This is a genomic window from Micromonospora sp. NPDC004551 (assembly GCF_040609975.1).
Lineage (GTDB): Bacteria > Actinomycetota > Actinomycetes > Mycobacteriales > Micromonosporaceae > Micromonospora.
The window spans coordinates 23,943-47,394 of sequence record NZ_JBEXLM010000001.1 but is presented as its reverse complement, the minus strand read 5'-3'; the positions used below and the strand labels follow the sequence as shown (position 1 = coordinate 47,394).

Sequence of the window (23,452 nt, the reverse complement as noted above, 5' to 3'; positions counted from 1 at the left end):
TCTTACCTTGCGTCGGTCGGGCACGCTTTAGCGGTGACGACGCACGGCGATCCCGCCACCCATGCCGGCGCGCCCGCCGTCGCAGCCCGCACCGGACCCGACGACGCCGGTCGGGATCTGCCGGCCGACGCCGCGGACGGTCTGCCCGCCGCGCTCACCGGCCTGCGGGCCGCGATCGGGGCGGCCCGGTTCCCGCTCGCCCTGCCCTCGGCCGAGCCGGCCCGGCGCACCGCCACCGGCCTCACCGACCAGCTCGACGACTATCTGCTGCCCCGGCTCGCCCGCCTCGACGCCCCGCTGCTCGTGGTGGTCGGCGGCTCGACCGGCGCCGGCAAGTCGACGCTGGTCAACAGCCTTGTCCAGGCCCGGGTCAGCGCCGCGGGGGTGCTCCGCCCGACCACCCGGTCTCCGGTGCTGGTCTGCAACCCGGCCGACGCGGCCTGGTTCCGCCAGGGCGACCTGCTGCCCGGCCTGACCCGCACCACCGAGCCCAGTGAGAACCCGGGCACCCTCCAGCTGGTCACCGCCCCCGCGCTCCCGGCCGGGCTGGCCTTCCTCGACGCGCCCGACATCGACTCGGTGGTCGACGCCAACCGGGCACTCGCCGGGCAGCTGCTGGCCGCCGCCGACCTCTGGCTCTTCGTCACCACCGCCGCCCGCTACGCCGACGCCGTCCCGTGGGAACTGCTGCGCAGCGCCCGGGCCCGCGGCACGGCCGTGGCCATGGTCCTCGACCGGGTGCCCCCGGAGGCGGCCGACGAGATCGCCGCCCACCTGTCCGAGATGCTCGCCGCGCAGGACCTGGGCGCCGCGCCGTTGTTCGTCCTGCCCGAGACCTGGGTGGACGGGCAGGGGCTGCTCCCCGACAAGGTCACCGCGCCGCTGGCCACCTGGTTCGCCCGGCTCGCCGCCGACGCCGAGGCCCGCTCGGCGGTGGTCCGGCAGACCCTCGACGGCGCGCTGGCCGCCCTGCACCCGACCGTGGACGCGCTGGCCGACGCCGCCGACGAGCAGGTCGCGGCCGCCGACGCGCTGGACGAGCGGGTCCGGGCGGCGTACCGGGGGGCGGAGCGGGTCGTCGACCAGGGGCTCAAGGACGGCCGGCTGCTCCGCGGCGAGGTGCTGGCCCGCTGGCAGGAGTTCGTCGGCACCGGCGAGTTCTTCCGCACCCTGGAGGCGCGGATCGGCCGGCTGCGGGACCGGCTGGTTGCGGCGGTCACCGGCCGTCCGGCCCCGGCCGCCGAGCTGCGGAACGCCATCGAGTCCCAACTGGTCACGCTGCTGCGCGGGGTGGCCGCCGAGGCGGCGGAGAACGCGTACACCGGGTGGAAGGCGCACCCGGCCGGGGCGGCGCTGCTCGAACCGGAGCTGGCGCACGCGTCGGCCGATCTCCCCGAGCGCGCCGAGCGGCTGGTCCGCGACTGGCAGCGCGGGGTGCTGGAGCTGGTCCGGGCCGAGGGCGGCGATCGCCGCTTCGTGGCCCGCACCGCCGCGTACGCGGTCAACGCCACCGGCCTGGCCGTCATGATCGCGGTCTTCGCGGCCACCGCCTTCATCCCGACCGGCCTGGAGGTCGCCACCGGCGCCGGCACGACGGTCGCCGCCCAGGCCGTGCTCCAGGCGATCTTCGGTGACCAGGCGGTCCGCAACCTGGCCAGCAAGGCGCGGGTGGACCTGCTGGAGCGGATCGGCGCGCTGCTGACCGAGGAGGCCGACCGGTTCCTCGCCCGCACCGCCGACGCACGCCCGGCCGCCGAGACCGGCGCGGCGCTGCGCCGGGCGGCCGGCGAGGTGGAGAAGGCCCGGCACCGCGCCGGCCTGTCCGGCCCGCCCGGGCCGGTGTTGCCCGCCGCCGGCGAGGGCGGGCGCGCGTGAGCAACATCGTCGGCCGGATGCGGGAGGCGTTCCGCGGCGGGCAGCGGGTCGACCCCGACGTCCTGATCGCGCGCCTCCAGGCGGTGCAGCGTTTCCTCGGCGCCGTCGGCGGCCAGGTGCCCGACGCCCAGCTGGTGGCCGCGCACACCGTGGTGGAGCGGGCCGGCACCCGGCTCGCCCTGTCCGGCCACCACACCGTGGTCGCGCTCGCCGGTGCGACGGGCAGCGGCAAGTCGAGCCTGTTCAACGCCCTGGCCCGGCTGGACCTCTCCCCGGTCGGCGTCCGCCGGCCGACCACCGGGGTGGCGCACGCCTGCGTCTGGGGGCAGCTCGACGGCGCGTCCCGGCTGCTCGACTGGATCGGGGTGCTGCCCCGGCACCGGTTCGTCCGGGAGAGCCCGCTGGACGGCGACGACGAGTCGGCCCTGCACGGCCTGGTCCTGCTGGACCTGCCCGACTTCGACTCGGTGCAGCGGACCCACCGGCTGGAGGTGGACCGGCTGCTCGGCCTGGTCGACCTGGTGGTCTGGGTGGTCGACCCGCAGAAGTACGCCGACCGCGTGATCCACACGAGCTACCTGCGCGAGTTCCACCGGCACAAGGACGTGACCGTGGTGGTGCTCAACCAGGCCGACCGGCTGCCCCCGGCCGAGCTGCCCCGGGTCCTCGGCGACCTGCGCCGGCTGCTCGACGCCGACGGGCTGGAGGGGGTGCCGCTGCTGCCCACGGTGGCGGTGGACCCGGCCGGGCTGGACGGGCTCCGCGCCGAGCTGGAGCGCACGGTCGCCGAGCGGCAGGCCGCACTGCGCCGGTTGGCCGGCGACGTGGACGCCGTGGTGGCCGGGCTCGACCCGCTGGTCGGGCCGGAGCCGCCGCGCACCGGCCCGGGTGACGCCTCGGCACGGGAGCTCACCACGGCGCTGGCCGGGGCGGCCGGGGTGCCGACGGTGGCCGAGGCGGTCGAGGGGGCGTACCGGCACCGGGCCGTCGGCAGCACCGGCTGGCCGCTGCTCCGGGGCTGGCGGAAGCTCCGGCCGGACCCGCTCCGCCGGCTGCACCTGCCCGGCGGGGGCGCCGACGCGCCCGCCGAGAGCCTGGTCGCGGCCACCTCCGTACCCGATCCGACCGCCGCGCAGCGCTCGGCGCTCAACCTGGCCATCCGCGCGGTGGCCGACCGCTCCGCCGCCGGCCTGCCCGCGCCCTGGCCGGCCGCGGTGACCGCCGCGGCCCGGTCCCGGCTGGGCGACCTGCCGGACGCGCTGGACCACGCGGTGGCCGCCACGGACCTGGGCATGGACCGGCGGCCGGCCTGGTGGCGGGTGATCGGCGCGCTCCAGTGGCTGGTCACCCTCGCCGCGCTGGCCGGCCTGGCCTGGCTGGTGCTGGGCTACGCGCTGCGCATCCTCGGCCTGCCCGCCCTGAACTACCCGGAACTCGGCGAGGTGCCCTGGCCCACCGTGCTGCTGCTCGGCGGCCTGCTGGCCGGGCTACTGGTCGCGGCGCTGACCCGGCCGGTGATCCGGTGGGCGGCGCGGCGCGCCCGCCGCCGGGCCGAGGAGCGGCTGCTCACCTCGGTGGGCAGCGTCGGCGAGAAGCAGGTCCTGAACCCGGTCTGGGCGGTGCTGACCCGCTACGCGGAGGCGCGCGAGGCGCTGCGGGAGGCGGCCCGGGGCTGAGTGCCGGCACGGAAAGCCCGGCGTGCTGAGCGGTGTCCGGGCGGGCCGGGCGGCGTAGGGTCGACGCATGGCCACGCCACAGACCCCCTACGAGGCGGTGCTGCACGCCGCTCGCGACGTGACGAGGCTCGACTCCGCCCTGGACGCGGAGATGCTCGGCGCCGCGCTGCTGGGCAGCGTCTACGCCGTTGCCGAGACCGACCGGGACACCGCCGTCCGCGAATTCGTGGCCGGCTTCCTCACCGCCACCTCGCGCCGCCGCAGCGCCGCCGCGACCACCATCCGCGCCGTCTTCGCCGCCCTGGTGCCCGACGCCGAGGGCGCCACCCGGGTCCGCCCGGGGGCGTACGCGCCGGCCTGGGCCGGCCAGCTCGGCCGGGTGCACCTCACGGGCGCCTGGTCGTACGGCGATGTGTACGGCGACCAGACCTCCTACCTGGCCACCTTCGCCTATGACGACGTCGAGGGCGGGCCGGAGCACGCCCTGGTGGCCCTGGTGGACCACAACATCGGGATCACCAAGGACGTGTTCGTGGGCGGTCCGGCCGCCCGGATCGTCGAGCAGGCCCGGGAGATCTGCACCCAGGACGAGTTCACCTGGTTCCGCACCGAGGACCCGGCCCGGATGCGGATCGAGGTGAGCCGGCATCTGGCGATCACCGACGACCTCGGCGAGCTGCCCGCGCAGGGCTCGCTGGCGACCGACCGGGCGCTGGTGGGTGCCCGGCTGGCCGCGTTGCCCGCCCCGGCGCCGGCGGCGGCGGCCGACCTCCCGCCGCTCACCGACGAGGCACGGACCCGGCTGGTGCGCGCCTTCCTGGGCTCGCCGGAGGCGGTCCGCTTCGGCCTGGACCGGGTGGCCGACGGGGAGCTGGCCTCCCTGCACTTCTGCCTGGGGCTGCTGCTGGACCACGCGGCGAGCTTCCCGGACGCCGACCCGATGCGGTGGAGCCCGACGGTGGCCGAGCTGTTCCTGCTCGACTGGGTGCACCGGCGGGCCGTGCTCGACATGGACGACGCGGCCATGCTGCCGCGAGTGCTGCGCGGCTGGGCGGCGTACGCGGCCCGCCAGCGGGGGCTCGCGCCGGCGGCGGCCGCCCGCACGGACGAGGCGATCGAGGAGATGGTTCCCGAGTTCGCCCGGCTCTACAGCACCGGCGAGCGGCGCAGCCCGGCCACGGCCGCGGTCGCCCAGCTCATGGCGGACGGTGTCGACCCGGACGACCCGGTGGCGCTGGACGCCTGGATCGAGGCGAACCGCCACCGCCTCACCGACGACCCGGCCTGATCCGCCGGGAGCGCGGTTCACGCCCCGGGCGTGGCCGACGCCGTGGCGCTCGCGTCCGGGTCGTCGCTCGGGGTGAGGGTCGGCGTGGGCGATTCCTCGGGCGTCGTGGTCGGCGAGGGCGTGCCGTCCGGCGGCGCGGTCGTCGGGTCCGGGTCACCGGTCGGTGACGGGTCGGAGGTCGGCTCGGTAGCGGTGGGTTCGGCGGTCGGGCTGGGGCTCGGCTCCGGAGTGGCCGGGTCGGACGGCGACGGTGAGGGCACCGGCGACGGGCGCGGCGGGCCGGCCGGCCTGGTCCGGGTCGGGCCGGGTGCCGGCGCGGGAGCGGCCGGGCGGGACCGGTGGCGGAAGCGGAGGTCGCTGTCGTCGGGCAGGGCCACGGCGGCCGGGTGCACCGGCGCCGCGGGCGGCACGGTCGCGGCACCGGCGACCGGGGTCGGGCTGGGCAGCAGCGGGGACTGGGTTCCCTGGGGCAGCGGGATCACCACCGGGCCGACCGAGGGCGTCGGGATGAACGGGGTGCTGGTGTCCGGGAGGGCGCTGTTCCCGACGGTGGCCGACCCGGCGCTGATCGCGGCGAGGATCGGCATGGACGCGGTGCCGGCGAGCAGCGCCACCGTGAAGAGGTAGCCCCGGCTGGGGCCGCCCAGGCCCTGCGCCCGGTGCGCGCCGATCACCGGCCGGTAGCCCGACCGCGGCGCGGCCCGGTGCCGCCCGAGGAATGGTGAACCCTTTGTCGGCTCGGACACCGGCACACTCCTCGTACGCGTCGACAGGGCGGAATCCCGGCGCAGGCTAAACGGACAAATGCCGTAAGGGGGCTACTGTCAGCTTGAACCAGTGACGCTCAGTTCACCAGCCACCACAGCGTGTCGACACACAAATTGTCCGTCGTCCGAGCGTGACTCACCAGACAAATACGTCTATGCGTCGCGAACGCGACGGAACGTCACCGCTGGAGGAGGCCATACTGTGGGCCCGCTCACCTCCTCTGCAATCATTCAGGCACGACGGCAACGCAGCCGCCACCTCCGCGCACCCCGCGGCTGGTGCGGTACGGCGCCGGCGCTCCCGGGTCGGGCTCCTTCACGGACCCGGCTCACGCCGCGCGGCAACCCTCACCGGGGCTAGGCGCGGCCGCCAGGGACCGGTCCGGCACCATGCCGGGTCGGGCGCACGATGTGCGCGGCACGGGTCACCCCCCGGCGCCGGCGCAGACCAGACAGGGAGAGACGGATGGCAAAGGGCGACCCCGGGGCCGCCACCCGCAGCAAGCGGGCCGCACCCCGTACCAGACGCGCCGCCGCCACGGGCGAACCGGAGCTCGTGCAGCTGCTCACGCCCGAGGGCGAGCGGATCGAGAGCGCGCTCGGCCCGGACGGGACCGAGTACCGCGTCGACTTCACCGACGAGGAGTACCGTGGGCTCTACCGCGACCTCGTGCTGGTGCGGAAGCTCGACGCCGAGGCCACGGCGCTGCAGCGCCAGGGCGAGCTGGGCCTCTGGGCCAGCCTGCTGGGCCAGGAGGCGGCGCAGGTCGGCTCCGGCCGGGCGCTGCGTACGCAGGACATGGCCTTCCCGACCTACCGGGAGCACGGCGTCCTCTACTGCCGCGGCATCGACCCGATCATGCCGCTCGGCCTGTTCCGCGGCGTCGACCAGGGCGGCTGGGACCCGAACGAGTTCAAGTTCAACATGTACACGATCGTCATCGGGGCGCAGACCCTGCACGCGACCGGGTACGCCATGGGTGTCGCCATGGACGGCAAGACGGGCAGCGACGACGGCGAGGCGGTGATCGCCTACTTCGGCGACGGCGCCACCAGCCAGGGCGACGTCAACGAGTCGTTCGTCTGGGCCAGCGTCTTCAACGCCCCGCTGGTGTTCTTCTGCCAGAACAACCAGTACGCCATCTCCGAGCCGCTGGAGCGGCAGACCCGCGTCCCGCTCTACCAGCGGGCCGGCGGCTTCGGCTTCCCCGGCGTACGGGTGGACGGCAACGACGTGCTCGCGTCGTACGCGGTGACCCGGCACGCGCTGGACAACGCGCGGCACGGCCAGGGCCCGAGCCTCATCGAGGCGTACACCTACCGGATGGGCGCGCACACCACCTCCGACGACCCGACCCGCTACCGGATCGCCAGCGAGGTCGAGGCCTGGCAGGCCAAGGACCCGATCGCCCGGATGAAGGCGTTCCTCACCAAGCAGCAGATCGTCGACGACTCGTTCTTCGCCGAGGTCGACGAGCAGGCCCGCGCGGAGTCGGTGCACCTGCGCGAGCGGGTGCTCGCCATGCCCGACCCGGAGCCGGTGACCATGTTCGACCACGTCTACCCCAACGGGTCCCCCGAGCTCGACGAGCAGCGGGCCCAGTTCACCAAGTACCTGGAGTCGTTCGAGGGGAGCGCGCACTGATGGCCACGGAGACGCTCACCCTCGGCAAGGCCCTCAACGCCGGCCTGCGCAAGGCCCTGGAGAACGACCCGAAGGTCGTCATCATGGGCGAGGACGTCGGCAAGCTCGGCGGCGTCTTCCGGATCACCGACGGCCTCCAGAAGGACTTCGGCGACCAGCGGGTGATCGACACCCCGCTCGCCGAGTCCGGCATCATCGGCACCGCGGTCGGCCTGGCCATCCGCGGCTTCCGGCCGGTCTGCGAGATCCAGTTCGACGGCTTCGTCTACCCGGCGTACGACCAGATCGTGTCGCAGGTCGCGAAGATGCACTACCGCTCGCAGGGCAAGGTGCGGATCCCGATGGTCATCCGGATCCCGTACGGCGGCGGTATCGGCGCGGTCGAGCACCACTCGGAGTCGCCCGAGGCGTACTTCTCGCACACCGCCGGTCTGAAGGTCGTCACCTGCGCGAACCCGCAGGACGGCTACTCGATGATCCAGCAGGCCATCGCCTCCGACGACCCGATCGTCTTCCTGGAGCCGAAGCGGCGCTACTGGGAGAAGGGCCCGGTCGAGCTGGACGCCCCGCTCGGCGAGGCGTACCCGCTGCACGCCGCCCGGGTCGCCCGGCCGGGCACCGACGCCACCGTGCTGGCGTACGGCCCGATGGTGCGCACCGCCCTGGACGCGGCCACGGCCGCCGCCGAGGACGGCCGGGAGCTGGAGGTCGTCGACCTGCGCACGCTCTCGCCGCTGGACCTCACCGCCGCGTACGAGTCGGTCAAGCGCACCGGCCGCTGCGTGGTCGTCCACGAGGCCCCGGGCAACCTGGGCCTCGGGTCGGAGATCGCCGCCCGGATCACCGAGGAGTGCTTCTACTCCCTGGAGTCCCCGGTGCTGCGGGTCACCGGCTTCGACACCCCCTACCCGGCCGCCCGGGTGGAGGAGGAGTACCTGCCCGACCTCGACCGGGTGCTCGACGCCGTCGACCGCACCTTCGGCTGGTGAGCGGCATGTCACGGATCAAGGAGTTCAACCTCCCCGACCTGGGCGAGGGCCTGACCGAGGGCGAGATCCTCGCCTGGCTGGTCAAGGTGGGCGACGACATCGAGCTGAACCAGCCGATCGTCGAGGTGGAGACCGCCAAGGCGGCGGTCGAGATCCCGGCGAAGTGGGCCGGCCGGGTGCAGGCGATCTTCCACCCGGAGGGCGCCACGGTCGAGGTGGGCAGCCCGATCATCGCGATCGACACCGACCCGAACGCCGGACCGATCGAGCAGTCGACGACCGGTGCCCCCGCCGCCGACCTGCCCACCCCGTCGGCGGCCTCGCTGGCCGCGGTCGAGGTCGCGCCCGAGGAGGGCATGGTCGAGCCGGGCCTCATCGGAGGCGTGGCACCGGGCGGGCGTACCGCCGTCCTGGTCGGCTACGGCCCGCGGAACGCGCCGGCGAAGCGCCGCCCGCGCAAGGGCGGCGTCCCGGCCCAGGCCGCGACGGCCCCGGCCGCCCCGGTCCAGGCCGCCCCGGTCCAGCCGGCTCCGGCGCCGGCCCCGGTGGTTCCGGCGCCCGCGCTGAACGGCAACGGCCGGCCGGCGGGCGGCCCGGTGCTGGCCAAGCCGCCGGTCCGCAAGCTCGCCAAGGACCTCGGCGTCGACCTCGCCACGCTGACCGGCTCGGGCCCGCTGGGCTCGATCACCCGGGAGGACGTACAGCGGGCGGCAGCCCCGGCGGCGGCCGAGCCGCTGACGGTCGCGGCCCCGGTCACGGCCGCCGCGAGCTTCGGCGCCGACCGCGAGCAGCGCATCCCGGTCAAGGGGGTACGCAAGCTCACCGCGGAGAACATGGCCCGCTCGGCGTTCACCGCCCCGCACGTCACGGAGTTCCTGACCGTCGACGTGACGCGGGCCATGAAGGCCCTGGACCGGCTCCGCGAGCGGCGCGAGTGGCGGGAGGTCCGGGTCTCCCCGCTGCTGCTGGTCGCGAAGGCGGTGCTGCTGGCGGTCAAGCGCCACCCGATGGTCAACTCGACCTGGGCCGGCGACGAGATCGTGGTCAAGGACTACGTGAACCTGGGCATCGCGGCGGCCACCGAGCGTGGCCTGATCGTGCCGAACATCAAGGACGCCGGCCGGCTCTCGCTGCGCGAGCTGGCGGACGCGATGACCGCCCTCGTCCAGACGGCCAAGGCGGGGAAGACCTCGCCGGCCGACATGTCCGGCGGCACGCTGACGATCACCAACGTCGGCGTCTTCGGCGTCGACACCGGCACCCCGATCCTGCCGCCGGGCGAGTCCGCGATCCTCGCCTTCGGTGCGGTCCGGGAGCAGCCCTGGGTGCACAAGGGCAAGGTGAAGCCGCGCCTGGTCACCACCCTGGGTCTCTCCTTCGACCACCGGATCATCGACGGTGAGCTGGGTTCGAAGTTCCTCCGCGACATCGGGGACTTCCTGGCCGATCCGGAGGCGGCGCTGCTCGCCTGGACCTGACGGTCGCATCGCACCAGGCAACGGCCGGTGTGCCACGGGCGAACGCCCGGCACACCGGCCGTTGCCGTTGGGGAAACGAAACGACGGCCTCCGGGTCCTCCTGACCTACGATCCTTAGGCACGTGGCTCAGCTCACCTAATAATCGATGGAAGTTACCGCCGTAGTGGTGTTCAATAGAGACATCAAGGGGCTGACAACCGAATAGCCAGGAGGAGAGACCCAGATGAGCATGATCGAGCGAATCCGCAACCGCCGCGACGCCAACCGCCGCGCCCGCGCCATCGAGCACGCGCTGCGTTCCGCCAACTCGCCCGCGGTCCGCGAGGAGCTTCTCGCCATCGCCCAGCGTCACATGAGCTGACGCTCCCCTACTTTCCTCACCTCCTCCAGTTCGAAGACCCGCCCGGGCACACCGGGCGGGTCTTCGGCGTTTCACGTCGATTGACACCGGGATTCCACCTCGCCGCACCGCCCGGTACGGTGGGGCTCGGTCGCCAACCGCCCGCCCCCGGACCGATCGCGTCAAGAGCAACCGATCGATACCATCCGGTGACGTTCGGTGACGGCCCGTGCTCCCCCGGGCGCCTCCAGGCGGCCACCGGATACGGTGCGGGGAGCCCGCACGGCCGGTACCCGCCGGCGACGCCGGCAGCCATGCCGACGGTCCCGATCGGCATCGGCGGCCGACATGTGATGGAGGAGGCGCACCCATGACGTCCGAGGCCCCGCACCGCCCCGGCCAGGAGCCGGGCGAGGTGTCGTCGGGCGCCGGCGGACCGGTGCCGTACGGCGACCGCCCGGCGCAGCAGGACAACGGGTACGGCGCGCCCGACCTCGGCTGGGCCCCGCCCCCGCCGGCCGGTCGGCCCGCCCAGCCGGCCCCCGCGTGGGCCGCGGCCGACGACCAGCCCCCTGCCTGGGCACCGCCGGGCGGCCAGCCCGCCGCCGGCCGGGCCACCGCTCAGGTGCCGCCGCCGGCCGAGCCGGGCGGCTGGGGCCCCACCTCGCAGCCCGCCTGGGCCACGCGCGAACAGTCCGCCCCGGCCTGGGAGGCGCCCGACCAGGGAGCACCTGCCTGGGGCGGGCCCGAGCCGGCCGGCCCCCACCGTGGCGCCGAGCCGGCGCCGCCCGCCTGGGCCGCCGCCCCCCAGGACACGCCCGCCGGGCCGACCCCGCCGGCCTGGGGGAACGAGCAGGGCGGGCCCGCCTGGGGGGCCGCCCCCGCCCCGTCCGGTGAGCAGCCGGCCTGGGCGCAGGCCGGCGAGCCGGGTGCCCGCGGCGCCGCGCAGGTGCCCGCGCCCCCCGTGCCCGCGCCCGCCACCGTGCCGAACGAGTCGTGGGCCGGCCCGGCCGGGCAGGACGACCCGAACCGGTCCGGCGGCTGGACCCCGGCGCAGCAGGACGACGACCCGGGCCGCTCCGGTGGCTGGCGGGCGGCGCAGGACGACAACTCCGGCGGCTGGGCCGTCGGGGCCGCCGCACAGCAGCAGGACGACCGGCCCGCCTGGGGCCAGCAGGGTGAGCAGGGCGCTCCCGGCTGGTCGCCGGCCGAGCCGACCGCCCGCGCCGCCGCCAAGGTCTCCGTCCCGGGTGCCGTCCGCCCCGAGAGCGCCTGGCCCGCCCAGGACGATCAGAGTCACTCGGGCGGCTGGCAGGGCGGCCCGACCGCGGCACAGGGCGACGACCAGAGCCACTCCGGCGGCTGGCAGAACGGCCCGGCCGCGACCCACGGCGACGACCGCCACGCCGGTGGCTGGCAGAACGCCTCGACGGCGCAGGACGACGATCCGGATCGCTCCGGCGGTTGGGCCGCGGGCCGGTCCGCCGGTGCCGCCGAGGCGCCGCAGCCGGCCGCCTGGGGCGCCGCCGAGGAGCAGCGTCCGGCCGCCGCGTGGAACGGTGCCGCGGCCGTACCGCAGCAGCGTGAGCCGGAGCGGCCGGCGGACGAGCCGGGGCAGTCCGGCCGGGGTTCCGCCGAGGCTCCGGCCCGGGCCGGCGTTTCCGTCCCATCCCCCGACTCGCCGCCCGCCTGGGCCGAAACCCAGGACAACCCGGGGCAGTGGACGCGCGACCGCACCGCCATCCCGGAGGCCGAACCGTGGGCGCCCGGCGAAGCGTGGGGCCGGTCCGCCGAGACCCAGCCCGAGCAGTCCGCGTCGCCGGGCTGGGAGCCGACCCGCGCCGACGACGGGCCGATCTACCAGCCGGCCCCGGGCCCGGGGATCTCCCCGGCCAACGCCGTGCCGCTGCCGCCGCAGCAGCAGCGCGTGCCGGGCGCCGCCCTGGCCGCGGCGCCACCCGCCGACTACGCGCCGTTCCCCGGCGCCGAGCCGGGCGATCGCAACCCGCAGGCGTACGAGCCGGAGCCGGCCGCCGACGCCGGCTGGGGCGCACCGGCGCACGAGGAGCCGCAGTCGCCGGCCGGACCGGTGGTGCCGGGGCCGCGCGTCTCCCCGGAGGGCGGTGCCGTCTCGGCCAGCGCCTCGGTGCCGATGACCAGCCGGGTCACCCCTCCGGCCGACCAGCCGCTGCCCACGACCGGTGTGCCGGCCCCGCGGGTCTACGGCCGGCCGGCCCGTCCGGAGCCGGAGGAGGCACCCGGGCAGGACGGCTTCGCCGAGCCGGGCCCCCAGTCCCGGGCGGACGAGTCGGAGCGCTCGCACGGCTACGCCGAGGCGCCTCCGGTGCACTCGGCCCCGCCGTCCTCACCCGCCGGCCCGCCGCCGTTCCCGCCCGGCGTGCCGTCCTTCGTGGACCCGCCCGGCAACGGCCGGCCGGTCAACGGGGTGCACCCGCACAACGGCGAGCGCCCGGGTGGGCAGCACGACCCGTTCGGGGGCCCCGGCGGGCCGCACGACCCGTTCGGCGCTCCCGCCGCGCACCAGGATCCGTTCGGCCCCCCGAACGGCCAGCACGACCCGTTCGGCGGGCCGGGGAACGGGCCCGGTGACCCGTTCGGCGCGCCGGCCGGCGGGCGGGCCTCGGTCGGCGTACCGGGGTCGGGACCGATGGGCGAGCCGGGTGGTTTCCCGCCCGCGTTCCCGCCGCCGCCCCAGCAGGCCCCGCCGGCCTGGCCGCAGGCGGGCCCCGGCGGTGACCCGGACCAGGGCCGCTTCGAGGCGTTCAAGCCGGAGGCCGAGCCGAAGACCGAGGCGCCCACGCCGAAGGTGCGCAACGGCCGGGTGCTCGCGGCGGTGCTGATCGCCGCGGTGCTCATCCTCGCCGTGCCGCTCGGCCTGCTCACCCTGCTCGGCAAGATCGGTGGGGACGACAAGCCGGCGGGCTTCGACCCGGCCGTGGGTTCCTGCGTCAAGCAGTCCGGCACCTCCGCGGTGGCGGCCGACTGCGGTGAGCAGGGCGCGTTCACCGTGGTGTCGAAGGTCGACAGCAAGGACAAGTGCGCCGACCCGGCGCAGCCCCAGGTGGTGCTTCCCGGCGACGGGACCAACCGGGTGCTCTGCCTCAAGCCGGCCGGTCAGTAGCAAACTCCACGACGGCGGGGCCACGGATCACCGTGGCCCCGCCGTCGTTCGTCAACGCTGCCAGTGCGGGTCGCGTCCAAGGTAGGCCAGCAGGGCGGCGACCGGGTCGGCGCCGGGCCCGGCGGGCAGCGCGTCGGCGTACGCGAATCCGCGCAGCGGCTCGGCCGTCGCCCGGGCGGCCGGCATGAGCTGCTCGGCCAGCTCGGCGGTGAGCGGCGCCGGCTGCCCGGTGGCGACCGCGACGTCCCAGGCGTGGACCGCGGCGTCCAGGGCGCAGGCGGCGGCGGCGAGTTGCGGATCCAGGGTGGGCACGGGCGGCAGCGGCGTGGGGACCGGCCCGCCCGCCGGGTCGACGCGCTCCCATGTCGCGGCGGCCGCCTCGACCGCGGTCCGCACCACGTTCCGGACGCCCTCGTCGTGGCCGTGCGGCGGGTCGAACGGGTTGTACGCCGGCAGCGCACCCGTGCCGACGTGCGCCGCCCAGGCGTGCTGGTCGCCGGCGGCGTGCATGAGCACCTGCCCGACGGTCCACCGGTCGCACGGAGTCGGATCGTCGAGCCGGTCGGCCGGAACCCCCTCGGCGGCGCGGCGCAGGAGGTCCAGGGCGGTGGTGAGGACGGGGAAGCTCACGTGGCCGGTCCTTTCGGGGAACGGAATGTTTCGTTCCGCTTCAGGATAGCAGAACGGAACGATCTGTTCCACTGCTATGGTCGGCGCATGTCCGCACCCGATCCCGGCCCGCTCAGCGGCCGTCGCGCCCAAGCGGCCCGCAACGACGCCCGAATCCTCGACGCCGCCCGCGAGGTCTTCCTGGCCGATCCCGACGCGCCCGTCGCAGCCGTGGCCACCCGCGCCGGTGTCGGCATCAGCGCCCTCTACCGGCGTTACCCCAGCAAGCAGGATCTGCTGCGGGCCCTGGCGGCCGACGGCCTGGCCCGCTACATCGCCGACCTGGAGACCGCGCTGGCCGCCGAAGCAGCGCCGTGGGACGCCTACGTGGCCTGCCTGCACCGGGTCGTCGAGGGCGGCGGGCAGGCGCTCGCGCAGCGGCTCGCCGGCACCTTCGCCCCGACCCCCGAGCTGAGCCGGATGGCCGAGCAGGCGACCCGTCTCGCGGACACGCTCCTCGACCGGGTACGCCGGTCCGGTGACCTGCGGGACGACGTCAGCGGGGCCGACATCGTGCTGCTGCTGGAGACCGTCATGCTGGTCGACCTGCCCGGCGCCGACCGGGGTGCCGCGCTGCGGCACCGCTACCTGACCCTGCTGCTCCAGGCCCTCCACAACCCCGTGGAGGGTCCGCTACCCGGTGCCCCCGCCCAGCAGGCCGACCTGGTGGCCCGCTGGCGGGGCAGCGCCGCCGGGTAGCCGGCGTGTCGCTCTTCACCGCCCCATCGGGCCGGCCGCCGCCCACGTTGCGGCACGATGGGGGCATGAGCGCACGAGTACGGGCACCCGAGCTCCGCGGCCGGGGCTGGCTGAACACCGGTGGCAAGGACATCACCCTGGCCGACCTGCGCGGCAAGATCGTCCTGTTGGACTTCTGGACCTTCTGCTGCATCAACTGCCTGCACGTGCTCGACGAGCTGCGCCCGCTCGAGGAGAAGTACGGCGACGTGCTGGTCGTGATCGGGGTGCACTCGCCGAAGTTCGAGCACGAGAAGGACGCCGCGGCCCTCGCCGCCGCCGTGGAGCGCTACGGCGTGCACCACCCTGTGCTCGACGACCCCGAGATGGACATGTGGCAGCAGTACGCGGCGAAGGCCTGGCCGACCCTGTCGGTGGTCGACCCCGAGGGCTACGTGGTCGCCACCATGGCCGGCGAGGGGCACGCCGAGGGGCTGGTCCGGCTGATCGACGACCTGATCGGCACCCACGAGGCGAAGGGCACCCTACACCGCGGCGAGGGCCCCTACGTGCCGCCGGCCGAGCCGGACACCGCCCTGCGCTTCCCCGGCAAGGCCGTGGTGCTCGGCGGTGGCAACCTGCTGGTCTCCGACTCGGCCCGGCACTCCCTGGTCGAGCTTGCCCCGGACGGGGAGACCGTGATCCGGCGGATCGGCACGGGCGAGCGCGGTGACGCCGACGGCCCGGCGGGCGACGCCACGTTCGCCGAGCCGCAGGGGCTCTGCCTGCTGCCCCCGCACGTGGCCGAGGTGGCCGGCTACGACCTGGTCGTCGCCGACACCGTCAACCACCTGCTGCGGGGCGTACGGCTGGAGACCGGCGAGGTGGCCACGGTCGCCGGCACGGGCCGGCAGTGGCGCTCGACGGTCGACGACCACTCGCACGACGCCCGCGCGGTCGACCTCTCCTCGCCCTGGGACGTGGCCTGGTACGACGACCGGGTCGTCATCGCCATGGCCGGCATCCACCAGCTCTGGTGGTTCGACCCGGCGAAGCGGACCGCCGGCATGTACGCCGGGACCACGGTGGAGGCGCTGCGCGACGGCCCGCTGCCGGACGTCTGGATGGCCCAGCCCTCCGGCCTCTCCGTCTCGGCCGACGGCACCCGGCTCTGGGTCGCCGACAGCGAAACCAGCGCGATCCGCTACGTGGAGAACGGCGTGATGGGCACCGCCGTGGGGCAGGGCCTGTTCGACTTCGGCCACGTCGACGGCCCGGCCGACCGGGCGCTGCTCCAGCACCCGCTGGGGGTGTGCGCGCTGCCGGACGGCTCGGTGCTGATCGCGGACACCTACAACGGCGCGGTGCGCCGCTTCGACCCGGAGACGAACCAGGTCGCCACGGTGGCCGACGGGCTGGCCGAGCCGAGCGACCTGGTGCTCACGGCCGAGGGCGAGGTGCTGGTGGTCGAGTCGGCCGCGCACCGGTTGACCCGGCTGGCCCCGGGCGCGCTCAGCGCGGCGGGCGCGAACACCGTGGACGGCCCCCGGCACAAGCTGGAGCGCAAGCCCACCGACGTGGCGGCCGGCGAGCTGACCCTCGACGTCATCTTCACGCCCGCGCCCGGGCAGAAGCTGGACGAGACGTACGGGCCGTCGACCCGCGTGGTGATCTCGGCGTCCCCGCCGGAGCTGCTGGTCGACGGTGCCGGGACGAGCACCGACCTGTCCCGCCGGCTGGTGCTGAGCGGCGACGTGACCGAGGGTGTGCTCCAGGTGACCGCCCAGGCGGCCACCTGCGACGCCGACGTCGAGCACGCCGCCTGCCACCTCACCCGGCAGGACTGGGGCGTACCGGTCCGGGTGGTGTCCGGCGGCGCGACCCGCCTCCCGCTGGTGCTGCGCGGCCTCGACGAAGGCTGACGCCGGAGGGGTGCCGGGCCGCCGGTCAGGCGAACGGGGTGGGCGTCACTCCGGCGTCGATGAGGGCGGCCCGGACCAGTTCGGCGCAGCGCACCGCGCCCGGTGTGTCGCCATGCAGGCAGATCGACTCGACCGGGCAGGGCACCACGCTGCCGTCGACCGCCACCACGGTCCGCTCGGTGGCCATCCGGACCGCCCGGGTGGCCACCTCGTCCGGGTCGGTGACCAGCGCGTTCGCGGCGGTGCGGGGCACCAGTTGCCCGTTGGGCAGGTAGTTCCGGTCGGCGAAGCCCTCGGCGACCGCGCGCAGACCGGCGCCCACGGCGAGCTGGGCGAGCACCGAGCCCGGCGGGCAGAGCACCGGCAGCTCGTGGTCGTAGCCGCTGACCGCGGCCACCAGCGCGGCGGCCTGGACCTCGTCGCAGGCGGCCGCGTGGTAGAGCGCGCCGTGCGGCTTGAGGTAGCGCACCCGGGTGCCGGCCAGCCGGCAGAAGGCGTCCAGCGCCCCGAGCTGGTAGACCGTCTCGTCGCGCAGCGCGGCGAAGTCGTACGCGATGTGCCGCCGGCCGAAGCCGGCCAGGTCCCGGTAGCCCACCTGGGCGCCCACGGCGACCTCGCGCCGCGCGGCGGCGGCGCAGACCCGGTGCATGGTGGACGCGTCACCGCCGTGGAAACCGCAGGCGACGTTGGCGGAGGTGACCAGCCCCAGCAGGGCCTCGTCGTCGCCCAGCCGCCAGATGCCGAATCCCTCACCGAGGTCAGCGTTGAGGTCCATGGAACGTCACCGTAGTCCCTGGGCGGGCCTGCGCGAGCGGGGTCACGTCCTCCACCACCCCGATGACCGGGTACCCACCGGTGGTGGGGTGGTCGGCCAGGAAGATCAGCGGTTGGCCGTCCGGCGGCACCTGCACCGCGCCGAGGACGAGGCCCTCGCTGGCCAGCTCGCCGGCCACCGCGCGGGGCAAGGTCGCGCCGGTCAGTCGTGCGCCGACCCGGTTGCTGGCCGGACTGATCGCGTATGCCGTGGTGAGCAGCCGATCGAGTGCCGCCGGGGTGAACCAGTCCTGCCGCGGACCGGGGCGCAGGACCAGCCGCAGCACGGCCGGCGTGGCCGGGGCGACGGTGAGGTCCACCGGGGCCGGCGGGCCGGCCGGAACGCCCAGGGGCAGCCGATCGCCGTCGCGCAGCGGGGGCGGGCCGAGGCCGGAGAGGGTGTCGGTGGACCGGCTGCCGAGCACCGGCTCGACCGCGATCCCGCCGGAGACGGCGAGCCAGGTGCGTACCCCGGCTCGGGCCGGACCGATCCGCAGGGTCGCCCCGGCGGGCAGCGACAGCGGCCGGCCGATGTCCCCGGGGCGGTGCTCGACGCGCGGGCGCTCGACCGTCCGGCCCGGGCCGGACGGCGCGTCGGCGGGCCGGCGCTCGATCCCCACGTTCACCTCAGCGCCGGTGAGCGCCACGGTGACCGCCCGGGTGACGCGCAGCGCGCAGCCGGTCAGGGTGATCTCCAGGCCGGCGGCGTGCTCGGGGTTGCCGACGAGCCGGTTGGCCAGCCGCAGGGCGGCCGGGTCGAGCGCGCCGGAGCGGGGCACGCCGAGGTGCGCCCAGCCGGGGCGGCCCTGGTCCTGCACGGTGGTGAGGGCGCCCGCCCGGAGCACCTCGATCACCGGTCGACCAGCCGGACCCGGGTGCCCGGGGTGAGCCGGGCCGGTGGGTCGGCGTGCACGTCGAAGAGGACCAGGTCCGTCCGCCCGACCAGCAGCCAGCCGCCGGGCGAGGCGGTCGGGTAGATCCCGGCGTACGGGCCGGCCAGCGCCACCGACCCGGCCGGCACGCGGGTACGCGGAGTGGCGAGCCGGGGCACGGCCAGCTCCGCCGGCATTCCGGTGAGGTACGCGAACCCCGGCGCGAAGCCGCAGAACGCCACCCGGAACTCGGTCCGCCGCAGCCGCTCCACCACGGCGGGCACGTCGACGCCCCAGTACGCGGCGACGGCGGGCAGGTCCGCGCCGTCGTACACCGTGGGGACCCGGACCTCGGCGGCGCCGGCCGTGGCGGCGGCGCCTGCCGGCGTCCACGCGGCGATCCGCGCGGCGGCGCTCACCGGGTCCGGCACGCCGTCGACCAGCACGGTGGCCGCCGCCGGGACGATCTCGACGGCGCTCAGCTCGCCCGCCGCGCGGCGGCGCCACAACTCGCCCCGCCAGGCCTCGACCTGCTCGGGGCCGCCGCAGTCGAGCAGCAGGGCGTGCGCGCCGACGGGCCGGATCCGCATCCCGTCATCCTTCCGGAGCGGAGCCGGTTCGGTCGACGATGGCGTGTTCGCAGTTGTAGGTGAGGTCGTAGGTGGCGATGGAGATGTCGACGCCCCACACGGTGCCGTCGGGGTTCCGGTTGGCCTCCGCCTCGCGGATCTTCCGCTGTAGGACCTTGCCCCGCTCGACCAGCAGTGGCACCCCCGAGCGGACGGCCGCCTCGCTGATCGGCCGCATCACCTCGGGGTTGTCGTGCCGGACGTCCCGGATGGCTCGTCCGGCCTCACGGCAGGCCCAGTCACCGAGTTCGGCGCCGGTCAGGGCCGGCAACGAGACGGTGGGTTCCGCCGTAGGCGCGACGCGGGTGGCCGCCGGGGCGCCGGCAGAGTCCGGCAGGACCCCGCACCCGGTGCCGAGGAGAAGTACCAGCGCCAAAGGCACGGGAAGGAGGTCACGGAGCACGGGAGCAAGATACTTCTTGATCGACTCGTTGGTGACCCTTGCCGACCTCGCCGTCCCTACTTGCAAGTAACCTACGGTGTCGTAACCTGTTTGGCGTGACCACCTCCGCACCGCTCCGGCTCAAGCCGGTCGACATCGGGAAACCCCGCATGCGCGGCTGGCTGCACACCTACGCGTTCTTCGCCGCGCTGGTCTGCGGCGTCGTGCTGTGCTCCATCGCCGCCGCCCGCCCCGGCTGGGCCCCGCTGGTGAGCTGCCTGATCTACAGCCTCACCGTGTGCGGTCTCTTCGGCACCAGCGCGCTCTACCACCGCCGCGTGTGGTCCGAGCGGGGCTACCAGATCATGCGCCGGATGGACCACTCGATGATCTTCGTGTTCATCGCCGGCACCTACACGCCGTTCTGCGCCCTGCTGCTGGACACCCGGCACGCCACGATCATGCTCGGCCTGGTGTGGGGCGGCGCGCTGGCCGGGGTCGCGGTCAAGCTGATCTGGCCGCACGCGCCGCGCTGGGTCTCCGCCCCGCTCTACCTGGCCCTCGGCTGGGTCGCCGTGGCCATGCTGCCGGAGATCCTGCACGCCGGCGGGGTCACCGCCCTGGTGCTGTTGAGCGTCGGCGGGGCGATCTACAGCGTCGGCGCGGTCTTCTACGCGCTGCGCCGCCCCAACCCCTGGCCGACCGTCTTCGGCCACCACGAGTTCTTCCACGCCTGCACCCTGGTCGCGGCCATCTGCCATCACGTCGCGATCTACTTCGCGCTGTTCGCCTGACGCCGCCAGGTCCGGACAGCGAGCGAGGGCCCCGCGCCGTTGCGGGGCCCTCGACGTCTGTGGTGCGGGTCAGGCCGGGTAGCCCGTGCCCGGACGGCGCACCTCGCGGTACTCCTCGCGCACGACCCGGTCGTCCTGCACCGGCACGACCGGCTCGGCGACGACGCGCTCCCGCACCGGGGCGGCCACCACCCGGCGCCGGCTGTTCCAGAAGTAGAGCGTGGTGATCAGGCCCGCCACCCCGGCGAGCATGAGCACCCAGCCCACCACGTTCAGGTTCAGCCATCCGAGGTTGGCGTCGATGGCGAACGCGAAGATCGCGCCGAGCGCGATGAGGAAGATGCTGGCACCGATGCCCATGACGTCGCCTCCTTGGCGTCCTGCTGGCGTTTCCTGCCCGCCGCGGCCATGGATGAGGTAGCGGCGCACATCGACATACCCAGGCGCGGAGATCGCCAATCAGGCAAGCTGGGCGCATGACCGACGGCAGGAACCAGCAGCGGACGTTGGTGCTGCTGCGACACGCCAAGGCGGAGCAGTCCCAGGAGATGCCGGACGAGGAGCGACCGCTGACCGCGCGGGGGCACGCCGACGCGGCCGCGGCCGGCGCCTGGCTGGCCCGGCACGCGCTCCTTCCCGACGTGGTGCTCTGCTCGACCGCCAAGCGGACCCGGCAGACCTGGCACGGGGTCGCGCTGGGCGCCACGGGATCACCGCCGGAGGGCGGCCCGGCCGGGTCGGCGCCGGCGGTGCGCTACGAGCCGGCCGCGTACGACGCGCACCCCGACGCGCTGCTGGACGTGGTCCGGGCGGTCGACCCGAAGGCGGGCTACGTGCTGCTGATCGCCCACAACCCGGGCATCTCGCTGCTGTCCGCGCTGCTGGACCCGGAGCGGGCGGATCCGGACGGGCTGCGCACCACGGACCTGGTCGTGCACCGGCCCACCACCCGGTGGGCCGAGCTGGCGCCCGGCGGCGCGCCCATCACCGCCCGGCACACCGCACGCGGCTGAGCCCGCCGGGTGGCGGGCTCAGCCGGCTCAGCCGGTCACGACGGCGGGGCCGTGGGCGGCGGCGGATCCGGCGGCGGGGGCATCATCGCGGTCGGGTGCGAGAGCCGGTTCTCCTCCACGATGAGCGTGCGTGCCCGCTTGCGGCGGTCCTGCCAGAACCAGAGCGTGGTGAGCAGTACGCCCAGCCCGGCCAGGATGAACACCCAGCCGACCGCGCGCAGGTCGATCCACCAGACGTTGGCCCGGATGGCGAAGGTCATGATCGCGCCGAGCGCGATGAGAAAGATGGCGCTGCCAATGCCCATGTGCGCTGCACTCCCCCGTGCGGGTGGCCCTTGGGCGTTCCGGTCGTGGTCCACGGCGGTTACCCGCCAGGGGGCCGGCCTACCGGCCACGGGGTGAAAACACGGCGGCGGCCGGCGAGCGGTGCGCTCGCCGGCCGCCGGCCGTCAGGGTCGAATCACCCCATCGGGGATCAGAACGCCTCCTCCGGGAGGTCCATGATCTCCAGGTCGGCGCCCTCGATGATCCGCCGGTCGGCGCCGATGCGGGGCAGCACCTCGCGGGCGAAGAACCGGGCGGCGGCCACCTTGCCGGTGTAGAACGCCTTGTCGCTGGCGGAGACCTCGCCGCCAAGCGCCTTCAACGCCACGTCCGCCTGCTTCTGGAGCAGCCAGCCGACCACCAGGTCGCCGATCGCCAGCAGGAACCGGCGGCTGCTCAGGCCGACCTTGTAGAGGGCGCGGGCGTCGCCGCCCTGGGCCTCGGTCAGCCAGCCCATCAGCACACCGAGGATGTTCTGGATCTCGCCGAGCGCCTTGCCGAGCGCCTGCCGCTCCTCCTTGAGCTGGCCGTTGCCGGCCTCGGAGGCGATGAACTCCTGGATCTCGCCGGCGACCGCCATGAGGGCCTTGCCGTTGTCCCGGACGATCTTCCGGAAGATCAGGTCGAGGCTCTGGATCGCCGTGGTGCCCTCGTAGAGGGTGTCGATCTTGGCGTCCCGGACGTACTGCTCCAGCGGGTAGTCCTGGAGGAAGCCGGAGCCGCCGAAGGTCTGCAGCGACTCGTGGCCGAGCAGCTCGTACGCCCGCTCCGAGCCGACGCCCTTCACCAGCGGCAGGAGCAGGTCGTTGACGCGCTTGGCCAGCTTGGTGGCCTTCTCGTCGCCGGCCGCCTCGGCGACCGCGACCTTGTCCTGCCAGCTCGCCGTGTAGCAGACCAGCGCGCGCAGACCCTCGGCGTACGACTTCTGCAGGAGCAGCGAGCGGCGCACGTCCGGGTGGTGGGTGATGGTCACCCGCGGGGCGGTCTTGTCGGTCTGCTGGACCAGGTCGGCGCCCTGCACCCGGTTCTTGGCGTACTCCAGGGCGTTCAGGTAGCCGGTGGACAGGGTGGCGATCGCCTTGGTGCCGACCATCATCCGGGCGTACTCGATGATCATGAACATCTGCCGGATGCCGTCGTGCTTCTCACCGAGCAGCCAACCCTTGGCCGGCACGCCGTGCTCGCCGAAGGTCACCTCGCAGGTGTTGGAGACCTTCAGGCCCATCTTGTGCTCGACGTTGGTGGCGAAGACGCCGTTGCGCTCGCCCAGCTCGCCGGTCTCCTCGTCGAAGTGGAACTTCGGCACGACGAAGAGGGACAGGCCCTTGGTGCCCGGGCCGCCGACGCCCTCGACGCCGACCGGGCGGGCCAGCACGTAGTGGACGATGTTGTCGGTCAGGTCGTGCTCACCGGAGGTGATGAAGCGCTTGACGCCCTCGATGTGCCAGGAGCCGTCCGGCTGCTGGACAGCGCGGGTGCGGCCGGCGCCGACGTCCGAGCCGGCGTCCGGCTCGGTCAGCACCATGGTCGAGCCCCACTGCTTCTCGATGAAGAGCCGGGCCCACTTCTTCTGCTGCTCGGTGCCCTCGACGTGCAGCACGTGCGCGAAGGACGGGCCGGAGGCGTACATCCAGATCGGGGCGTTGGCGCCGAGGACCAGCTCGGCGAGCGACCACCAGAGGGCGCGCGGGGCGTTGGTGCCGCCGAGGGCCTCGGGCAGGTCCAGGCGCCAGAACTCGGAGTCCATGAATGCCTGGTAGGACTTCTTGAACGACTCCGGCAGCGGCGCGGTGTGCGTGGCGGGGTCGAAGACCGGCGGGTTGCGGTCGCTGTCCGAGTAGCTGGCGGCCAGGTCCTCGCGGGCCAGGCGGTCGACCTCGGAGAGGAAGCTACGGGCGGTGTCGACGTCCAGGTCCGTGTACGGCGCCTGGCCGAACGTCCGGTCCGCCCCGAAGACCTCGAAGAGGTTGAACTCGAGGTCCCGAAGGTTGCTCTTGTAGTGGGTCATGCTCGCTGGCCCCGCTTCCGGACAGGTGTTACCGATCAGTAACTCCAGACTGTATTACTCGCGGGTAGCCAACGACAAGCCGATCTCCGAAGTGACAGCGGTTACACACTTTCGGTTCAGGTTCCGGCAATCCCCAGCGCCAGCGCC

The 23,452-nt window shown here is 74.8% G+C and carries 21 protein-coding genes; 12 read left to right on the top strand and 9 right to left on the bottom strand.

The genetic code is table 11. The annotated features are described in order from the left end of the window. Positions 1 to 33: 33 nt before the first annotated feature. The 3 genes from ABZW14_RS00245 to ABZW14_RS00235 all read left to right on the top strand — a co-directional run bounded on the left by ABZW14_RS00245 (position 34) and on the right by ABZW14_RS00235 (position 4,839). The gene (locus ABZW14_RS00245) at positions 34 to 1,875 is read left to right on the top strand and encodes a GTPase domain-containing protein (RefSeq protein WP_355337361.1); all 1,842 of its coding nucleotides are present in this window, start codon (positions 34 to 36) and stop codon (positions 1,873 to 1,875) included. A gap of 17 nt (positions 1,876 to 1,892) precedes the next feature. Further along, positions 1,893 to 3,551, top strand: a complete 1,659-nt coding sequence (locus ABZW14_RS00240; protein ID WP_355339314.1) for a GTPase — start codon at positions 1,893 to 1,895, stop codon at positions 3,549 to 3,551. Positions 3,552 to 3,618: 67 nt separating this feature from the next. Next, positions 3,619 to 4,839, top strand: a complete 1,221-nt coding sequence (locus ABZW14_RS00235) for a hypothetical protein (protein WP_355337358.1) — start codon at positions 3,619 to 3,621, stop codon at positions 4,837 to 4,839. Between the two features lie 17 nt (positions 4,840 to 4,856). Here the strand turns inward: ABZW14_RS00235 and ABZW14_RS00230 are convergent, their stop codons facing one another. Then, positions 4,857 to 5,585, bottom strand: a complete 729-nt coding sequence (locus ABZW14_RS00230) for a hypothetical protein (protein ID WP_355337355.1) — start codon at positions 5,583 to 5,585, stop codon at positions 4,857 to 4,859. A gap of 487 nt (positions 5,586 to 6,072) precedes the next feature. Here ABZW14_RS00230 and pdhA point away from each other — a divergent pair, with 487 nt between their 5' ends. The 5 genes from pdhA (at position 6,073) to ABZW14_RS00205 (ending at position 13,201) form a co-directional block, all read left to right on the top strand. After that, positions 6,073 to 7,251: a pyruvate dehydrogenase (acetyl-transferring) E1 component subunit alpha gene (gene pdhA, locus ABZW14_RS00225; RefSeq protein ID WP_355337352.1), complete on the top strand. Its 1,179-nt coding sequence runs from the start codon at positions 6,073 to 6,075 to the stop codon at positions 7,249 to 7,251. Then, a complete protein-coding gene (locus ABZW14_RS00220; protein ID WP_355337349.1) occupies positions 7,251 to 8,240 on the top strand; it encodes an alpha-ketoacid dehydrogenase subunit beta in 990 nt (329 codons plus the stop codon). Before pdhA ends, ABZW14_RS00220 begins: the two co-directional genes overlap by 1 nt. A gap of 5 nt (positions 8,241 to 8,245) precedes the next feature. Further along, positions 8,246 to 9,718 carry a dihydrolipoamide acetyltransferase family protein gene (locus ABZW14_RS00215; protein WP_355339311.1) on the top strand — a complete coding sequence of 491 codons (1,473 nt, stop codon included), beginning with the start codon at positions 8,246 to 8,248 and terminating at the stop codon, positions 9,716 to 9,718. Between the two features lie 224 nt (positions 9,719 to 9,942). Then, positions 9,943 to 10,080 (top strand): hypothetical protein, encoded by a 138-nt coding sequence (locus tag ABZW14_RS00210; protein ID WP_165823299.1) that lies wholly within the window; start codon positions 9,943 to 9,945, stop codon positions 10,078 to 10,080. A 349-nt stretch (positions 10,081 to 10,429) separates the two neighbouring features. Then, the gene (locus ABZW14_RS00205) at positions 10,430 to 13,201 is read left to right on the top strand and encodes a hypothetical protein (protein WP_355337345.1); all 2,772 of its coding nucleotides are present in this window, start codon (positions 10,430 to 10,432) and stop codon (positions 13,199 to 13,201) included. Between the two features lie 51 nt (positions 13,202 to 13,252). Here ABZW14_RS00205 and ABZW14_RS00200 read toward each other — a convergent pair whose 3' ends face one another. Next, on the bottom strand, positions 13,253 to 13,831 hold the full coding sequence (locus tag ABZW14_RS00200; RefSeq protein WP_355337343.1) for a TIGR03086 family metal-binding protein: 579 nt from the start codon (positions 13,829 to 13,831) through the stop codon (positions 13,253 to 13,255). An 87-nt stretch (positions 13,832 to 13,918) separates the two neighbouring features. On the opposite strand from ABZW14_RS00200, the gene ABZW14_RS00195 reads away from it, so the two are divergent. Continuing rightward, positions 13,919 to 14,569: a helix-turn-helix domain-containing protein gene (locus tag ABZW14_RS00195; protein ID WP_355337340.1), complete on the top strand. Its 651-nt coding sequence runs from the start codon at positions 13,919 to 13,921 to the stop codon at positions 14,567 to 14,569. A gap of 65 nt (positions 14,570 to 14,634) precedes the next feature. Beyond that, a complete protein-coding gene (locus tag ABZW14_RS00190) occupies positions 14,635 to 16,470 on the top strand; it encodes an NHL domain-containing thioredoxin family protein (RefSeq protein ID WP_355337337.1) in 1,836 nt (611 codons plus the stop codon). 25 nt (positions 16,471 to 16,495) lie between these two features. Here the strand turns inward: ABZW14_RS00190 and ABZW14_RS00185 are convergent, their stop codons facing one another. Genes ABZW14_RS00185 through ABZW14_RS00170 form a run of 4 tightly spaced genes read right to left on the bottom strand, consistent with a single transcriptional unit; the run spans position 16,496 to position 19,055 of the window. Then, entirely contained in the window at positions 16,496 to 17,245 is a 750-nt protein-coding gene (locus ABZW14_RS00185) for a 5-oxoprolinase subunit PxpA (RefSeq protein ID WP_355337334.1), read from the bottom strand. Next, positions 17,229 to 18,137: a biotin-dependent carboxyltransferase family protein gene (locus ABZW14_RS00180; protein WP_355337331.1), complete on the bottom strand. Its 909-nt coding sequence runs from the start codon at positions 18,135 to 18,137 to the stop codon at positions 17,229 to 17,231. Before ABZW14_RS00180 ends, ABZW14_RS00185 begins: the two co-directional genes overlap by 17 nt. Continuing rightward, positions 18,134 to 18,745 (bottom strand): allophanate hydrolase subunit 1, encoded by a 612-nt coding sequence (locus ABZW14_RS00175; RefSeq protein ID WP_355337329.1) that lies wholly within the window; start codon positions 18,743 to 18,745, stop codon positions 18,134 to 18,136. Before ABZW14_RS00175 ends, ABZW14_RS00180 begins: the two co-directional genes overlap by 4 nt. A 4-nt stretch (positions 18,746 to 18,749) precedes the next feature. Next, on the bottom strand, positions 18,750 to 19,055 hold the full coding sequence (locus ABZW14_RS00170; RefSeq protein ID WP_355337326.1) for a hypothetical protein: 306 nt from the start codon (positions 19,053 to 19,055) through the stop codon (positions 18,750 to 18,752). A 227-nt stretch (positions 19,056 to 19,282) separates the two neighbouring features. On the opposite strand from ABZW14_RS00170, the gene ABZW14_RS00165 reads away from it, so the two are divergent. Next, on the top strand, positions 19,283 to 19,960 hold the full coding sequence (locus ABZW14_RS00165; RefSeq protein ID WP_355337323.1) for a hemolysin III family protein: 678 nt from the start codon (positions 19,283 to 19,285) through the stop codon (positions 19,958 to 19,960). 69 nt (positions 19,961 to 20,029) lie between these two features. On the opposite strand, the gene ABZW14_RS00160 is transcribed toward ABZW14_RS00165, so the two are convergent. After that, positions 20,030 to 20,320, bottom strand: a complete 291-nt coding sequence (locus ABZW14_RS00160; protein ID WP_355337320.1) for a DUF6458 family protein — start codon at positions 20,318 to 20,320, stop codon at positions 20,030 to 20,032. 116 nt (positions 20,321 to 20,436) lie between these two features. Between ABZW14_RS00160 and ABZW14_RS00155 the strand changes: the two genes are divergently transcribed. Continuing rightward, positions 20,437 to 20,973, top strand: a complete 537-nt coding sequence (locus ABZW14_RS00155) for a histidine phosphatase family protein (protein WP_355337317.1) — start codon at positions 20,437 to 20,439, stop codon at positions 20,971 to 20,973. Positions 20,974 to 21,008: 35 nt separating this feature from the next. On the opposite strand, the gene ABZW14_RS00150 is transcribed toward ABZW14_RS00155, so the two are convergent. Further along, the gene (locus ABZW14_RS00150; protein WP_013283345.1) at positions 21,009 to 21,278 is read right to left on the bottom strand and encodes a DUF6458 family protein; all 270 of its coding nucleotides are present in this window, start codon (positions 21,276 to 21,278) and stop codon (positions 21,009 to 21,011) included. Between the two features lie 170 nt (positions 21,279 to 21,448). After that, positions 21,449 to 23,305, bottom strand: a complete 1,857-nt coding sequence (locus tag ABZW14_RS00145; protein WP_355337314.1) for an acyl-CoA dehydrogenase — start codon at positions 23,303 to 23,305, stop codon at positions 21,449 to 21,451. Between the last annotated feature and the right edge of the window lie 147 nt (positions 23,306 to 23,452).

What these genes read in the sequence shown, in the direction of transcription:
- ABZW14_RS00240 (WP_355339314.1), top strand. Translation starts at nt 1,893, where the DNA reads ATGCGGGAGGCGTTCCGCGGCGGGCAGCGGGTCGACCCCGACGTCCTG.
- ABZW14_RS00235 (WP_355337358.1), top strand. Translation starts at nt 3,619, where the DNA reads ATGGCCACGCCACAGACCCCCTACGAGGCGGTGCTGCACGCCGCTCGC.
- pdhA (WP_355337352.1), top strand. Translation starts at nt 6,073, where the DNA reads ATGGCAAAGGGCGACCCCGGGGCCGCCACCCGCAGCAAGCGGGCCGCA.
- ABZW14_RS00220 (WP_355337349.1), top strand. Translation starts at nt 7,251, where the DNA reads ATGGCCACGGAGACGCTCACCCTCGGCAAGGCCCTCAACGCCGGCCTG.
- ABZW14_RS00215 (WP_355339311.1), top strand. Translation starts at nt 8,246, where the DNA reads ATGTCACGGATCAAGGAGTTCAACCTCCCCGACCTGGGCGAGGGCCTG.
- ABZW14_RS00210 (WP_165823299.1), top strand. Translation starts at nt 9,943, where the DNA reads ATGAGCATGATCGAGCGAATCCGCAACCGCCGCGACGCCAACCGCCGC.
- ABZW14_RS00205 (WP_355337345.1), top strand. Translation starts at nt 10,430, where the DNA reads ATGACGTCCGAGGCCCCGCACCGCCCCGGCCAGGAGCCGGGCGAGGTG.
- ABZW14_RS00195 (WP_355337340.1), top strand. Translation starts at nt 13,919, where the DNA reads ATGTCCGCACCCGATCCCGGCCCGCTCAGCGGCCGTCGCGCCCAAGCG.
- ABZW14_RS00190 (WP_355337337.1), top strand. Translation starts at nt 14,635, where the DNA reads ATGAGCGCACGAGTACGGGCACCCGAGCTCCGCGGCCGGGGCTGGCTG.
- ABZW14_RS00185 (WP_355337334.1), bottom strand. Translation starts at nt 17,245, where the DNA reads ATGGACCTCAACGCTGACCTCGGTGAGGGATTCGGCATCTGGCGGCTG.
- ABZW14_RS00175 (WP_355337329.1), bottom strand. Translation starts at nt 18,745, where the DNA reads ATGCGGATCCGGCCCGTCGGCGCGCACGCCCTGCTGCTCGACTGCGGC.
- ABZW14_RS00160 (WP_355337320.1), bottom strand. Translation starts at nt 20,320, where the DNA reads ATGGGCATCGGTGCCAGCATCTTCCTCATCGCGCTCGGCGCGATCTTC.
- ABZW14_RS00155 (WP_355337317.1), top strand. Translation starts at nt 20,437, where the DNA reads ATGACCGACGGCAGGAACCAGCAGCGGACGTTGGTGCTGCTGCGACAC.
- ABZW14_RS00150 (WP_013283345.1), bottom strand. Translation starts at nt 21,278, where the DNA reads ATGGGCATTGGCAGCGCCATCTTTCTCATCGCGCTCGGCGCGATCATG.
- ABZW14_RS00145 (WP_355337314.1), bottom strand. Translation starts at nt 23,305, where the DNA reads ATGACCCACTACAAGAGCAACCTTCGGGACCTCGAGTTCAACCTCTTC.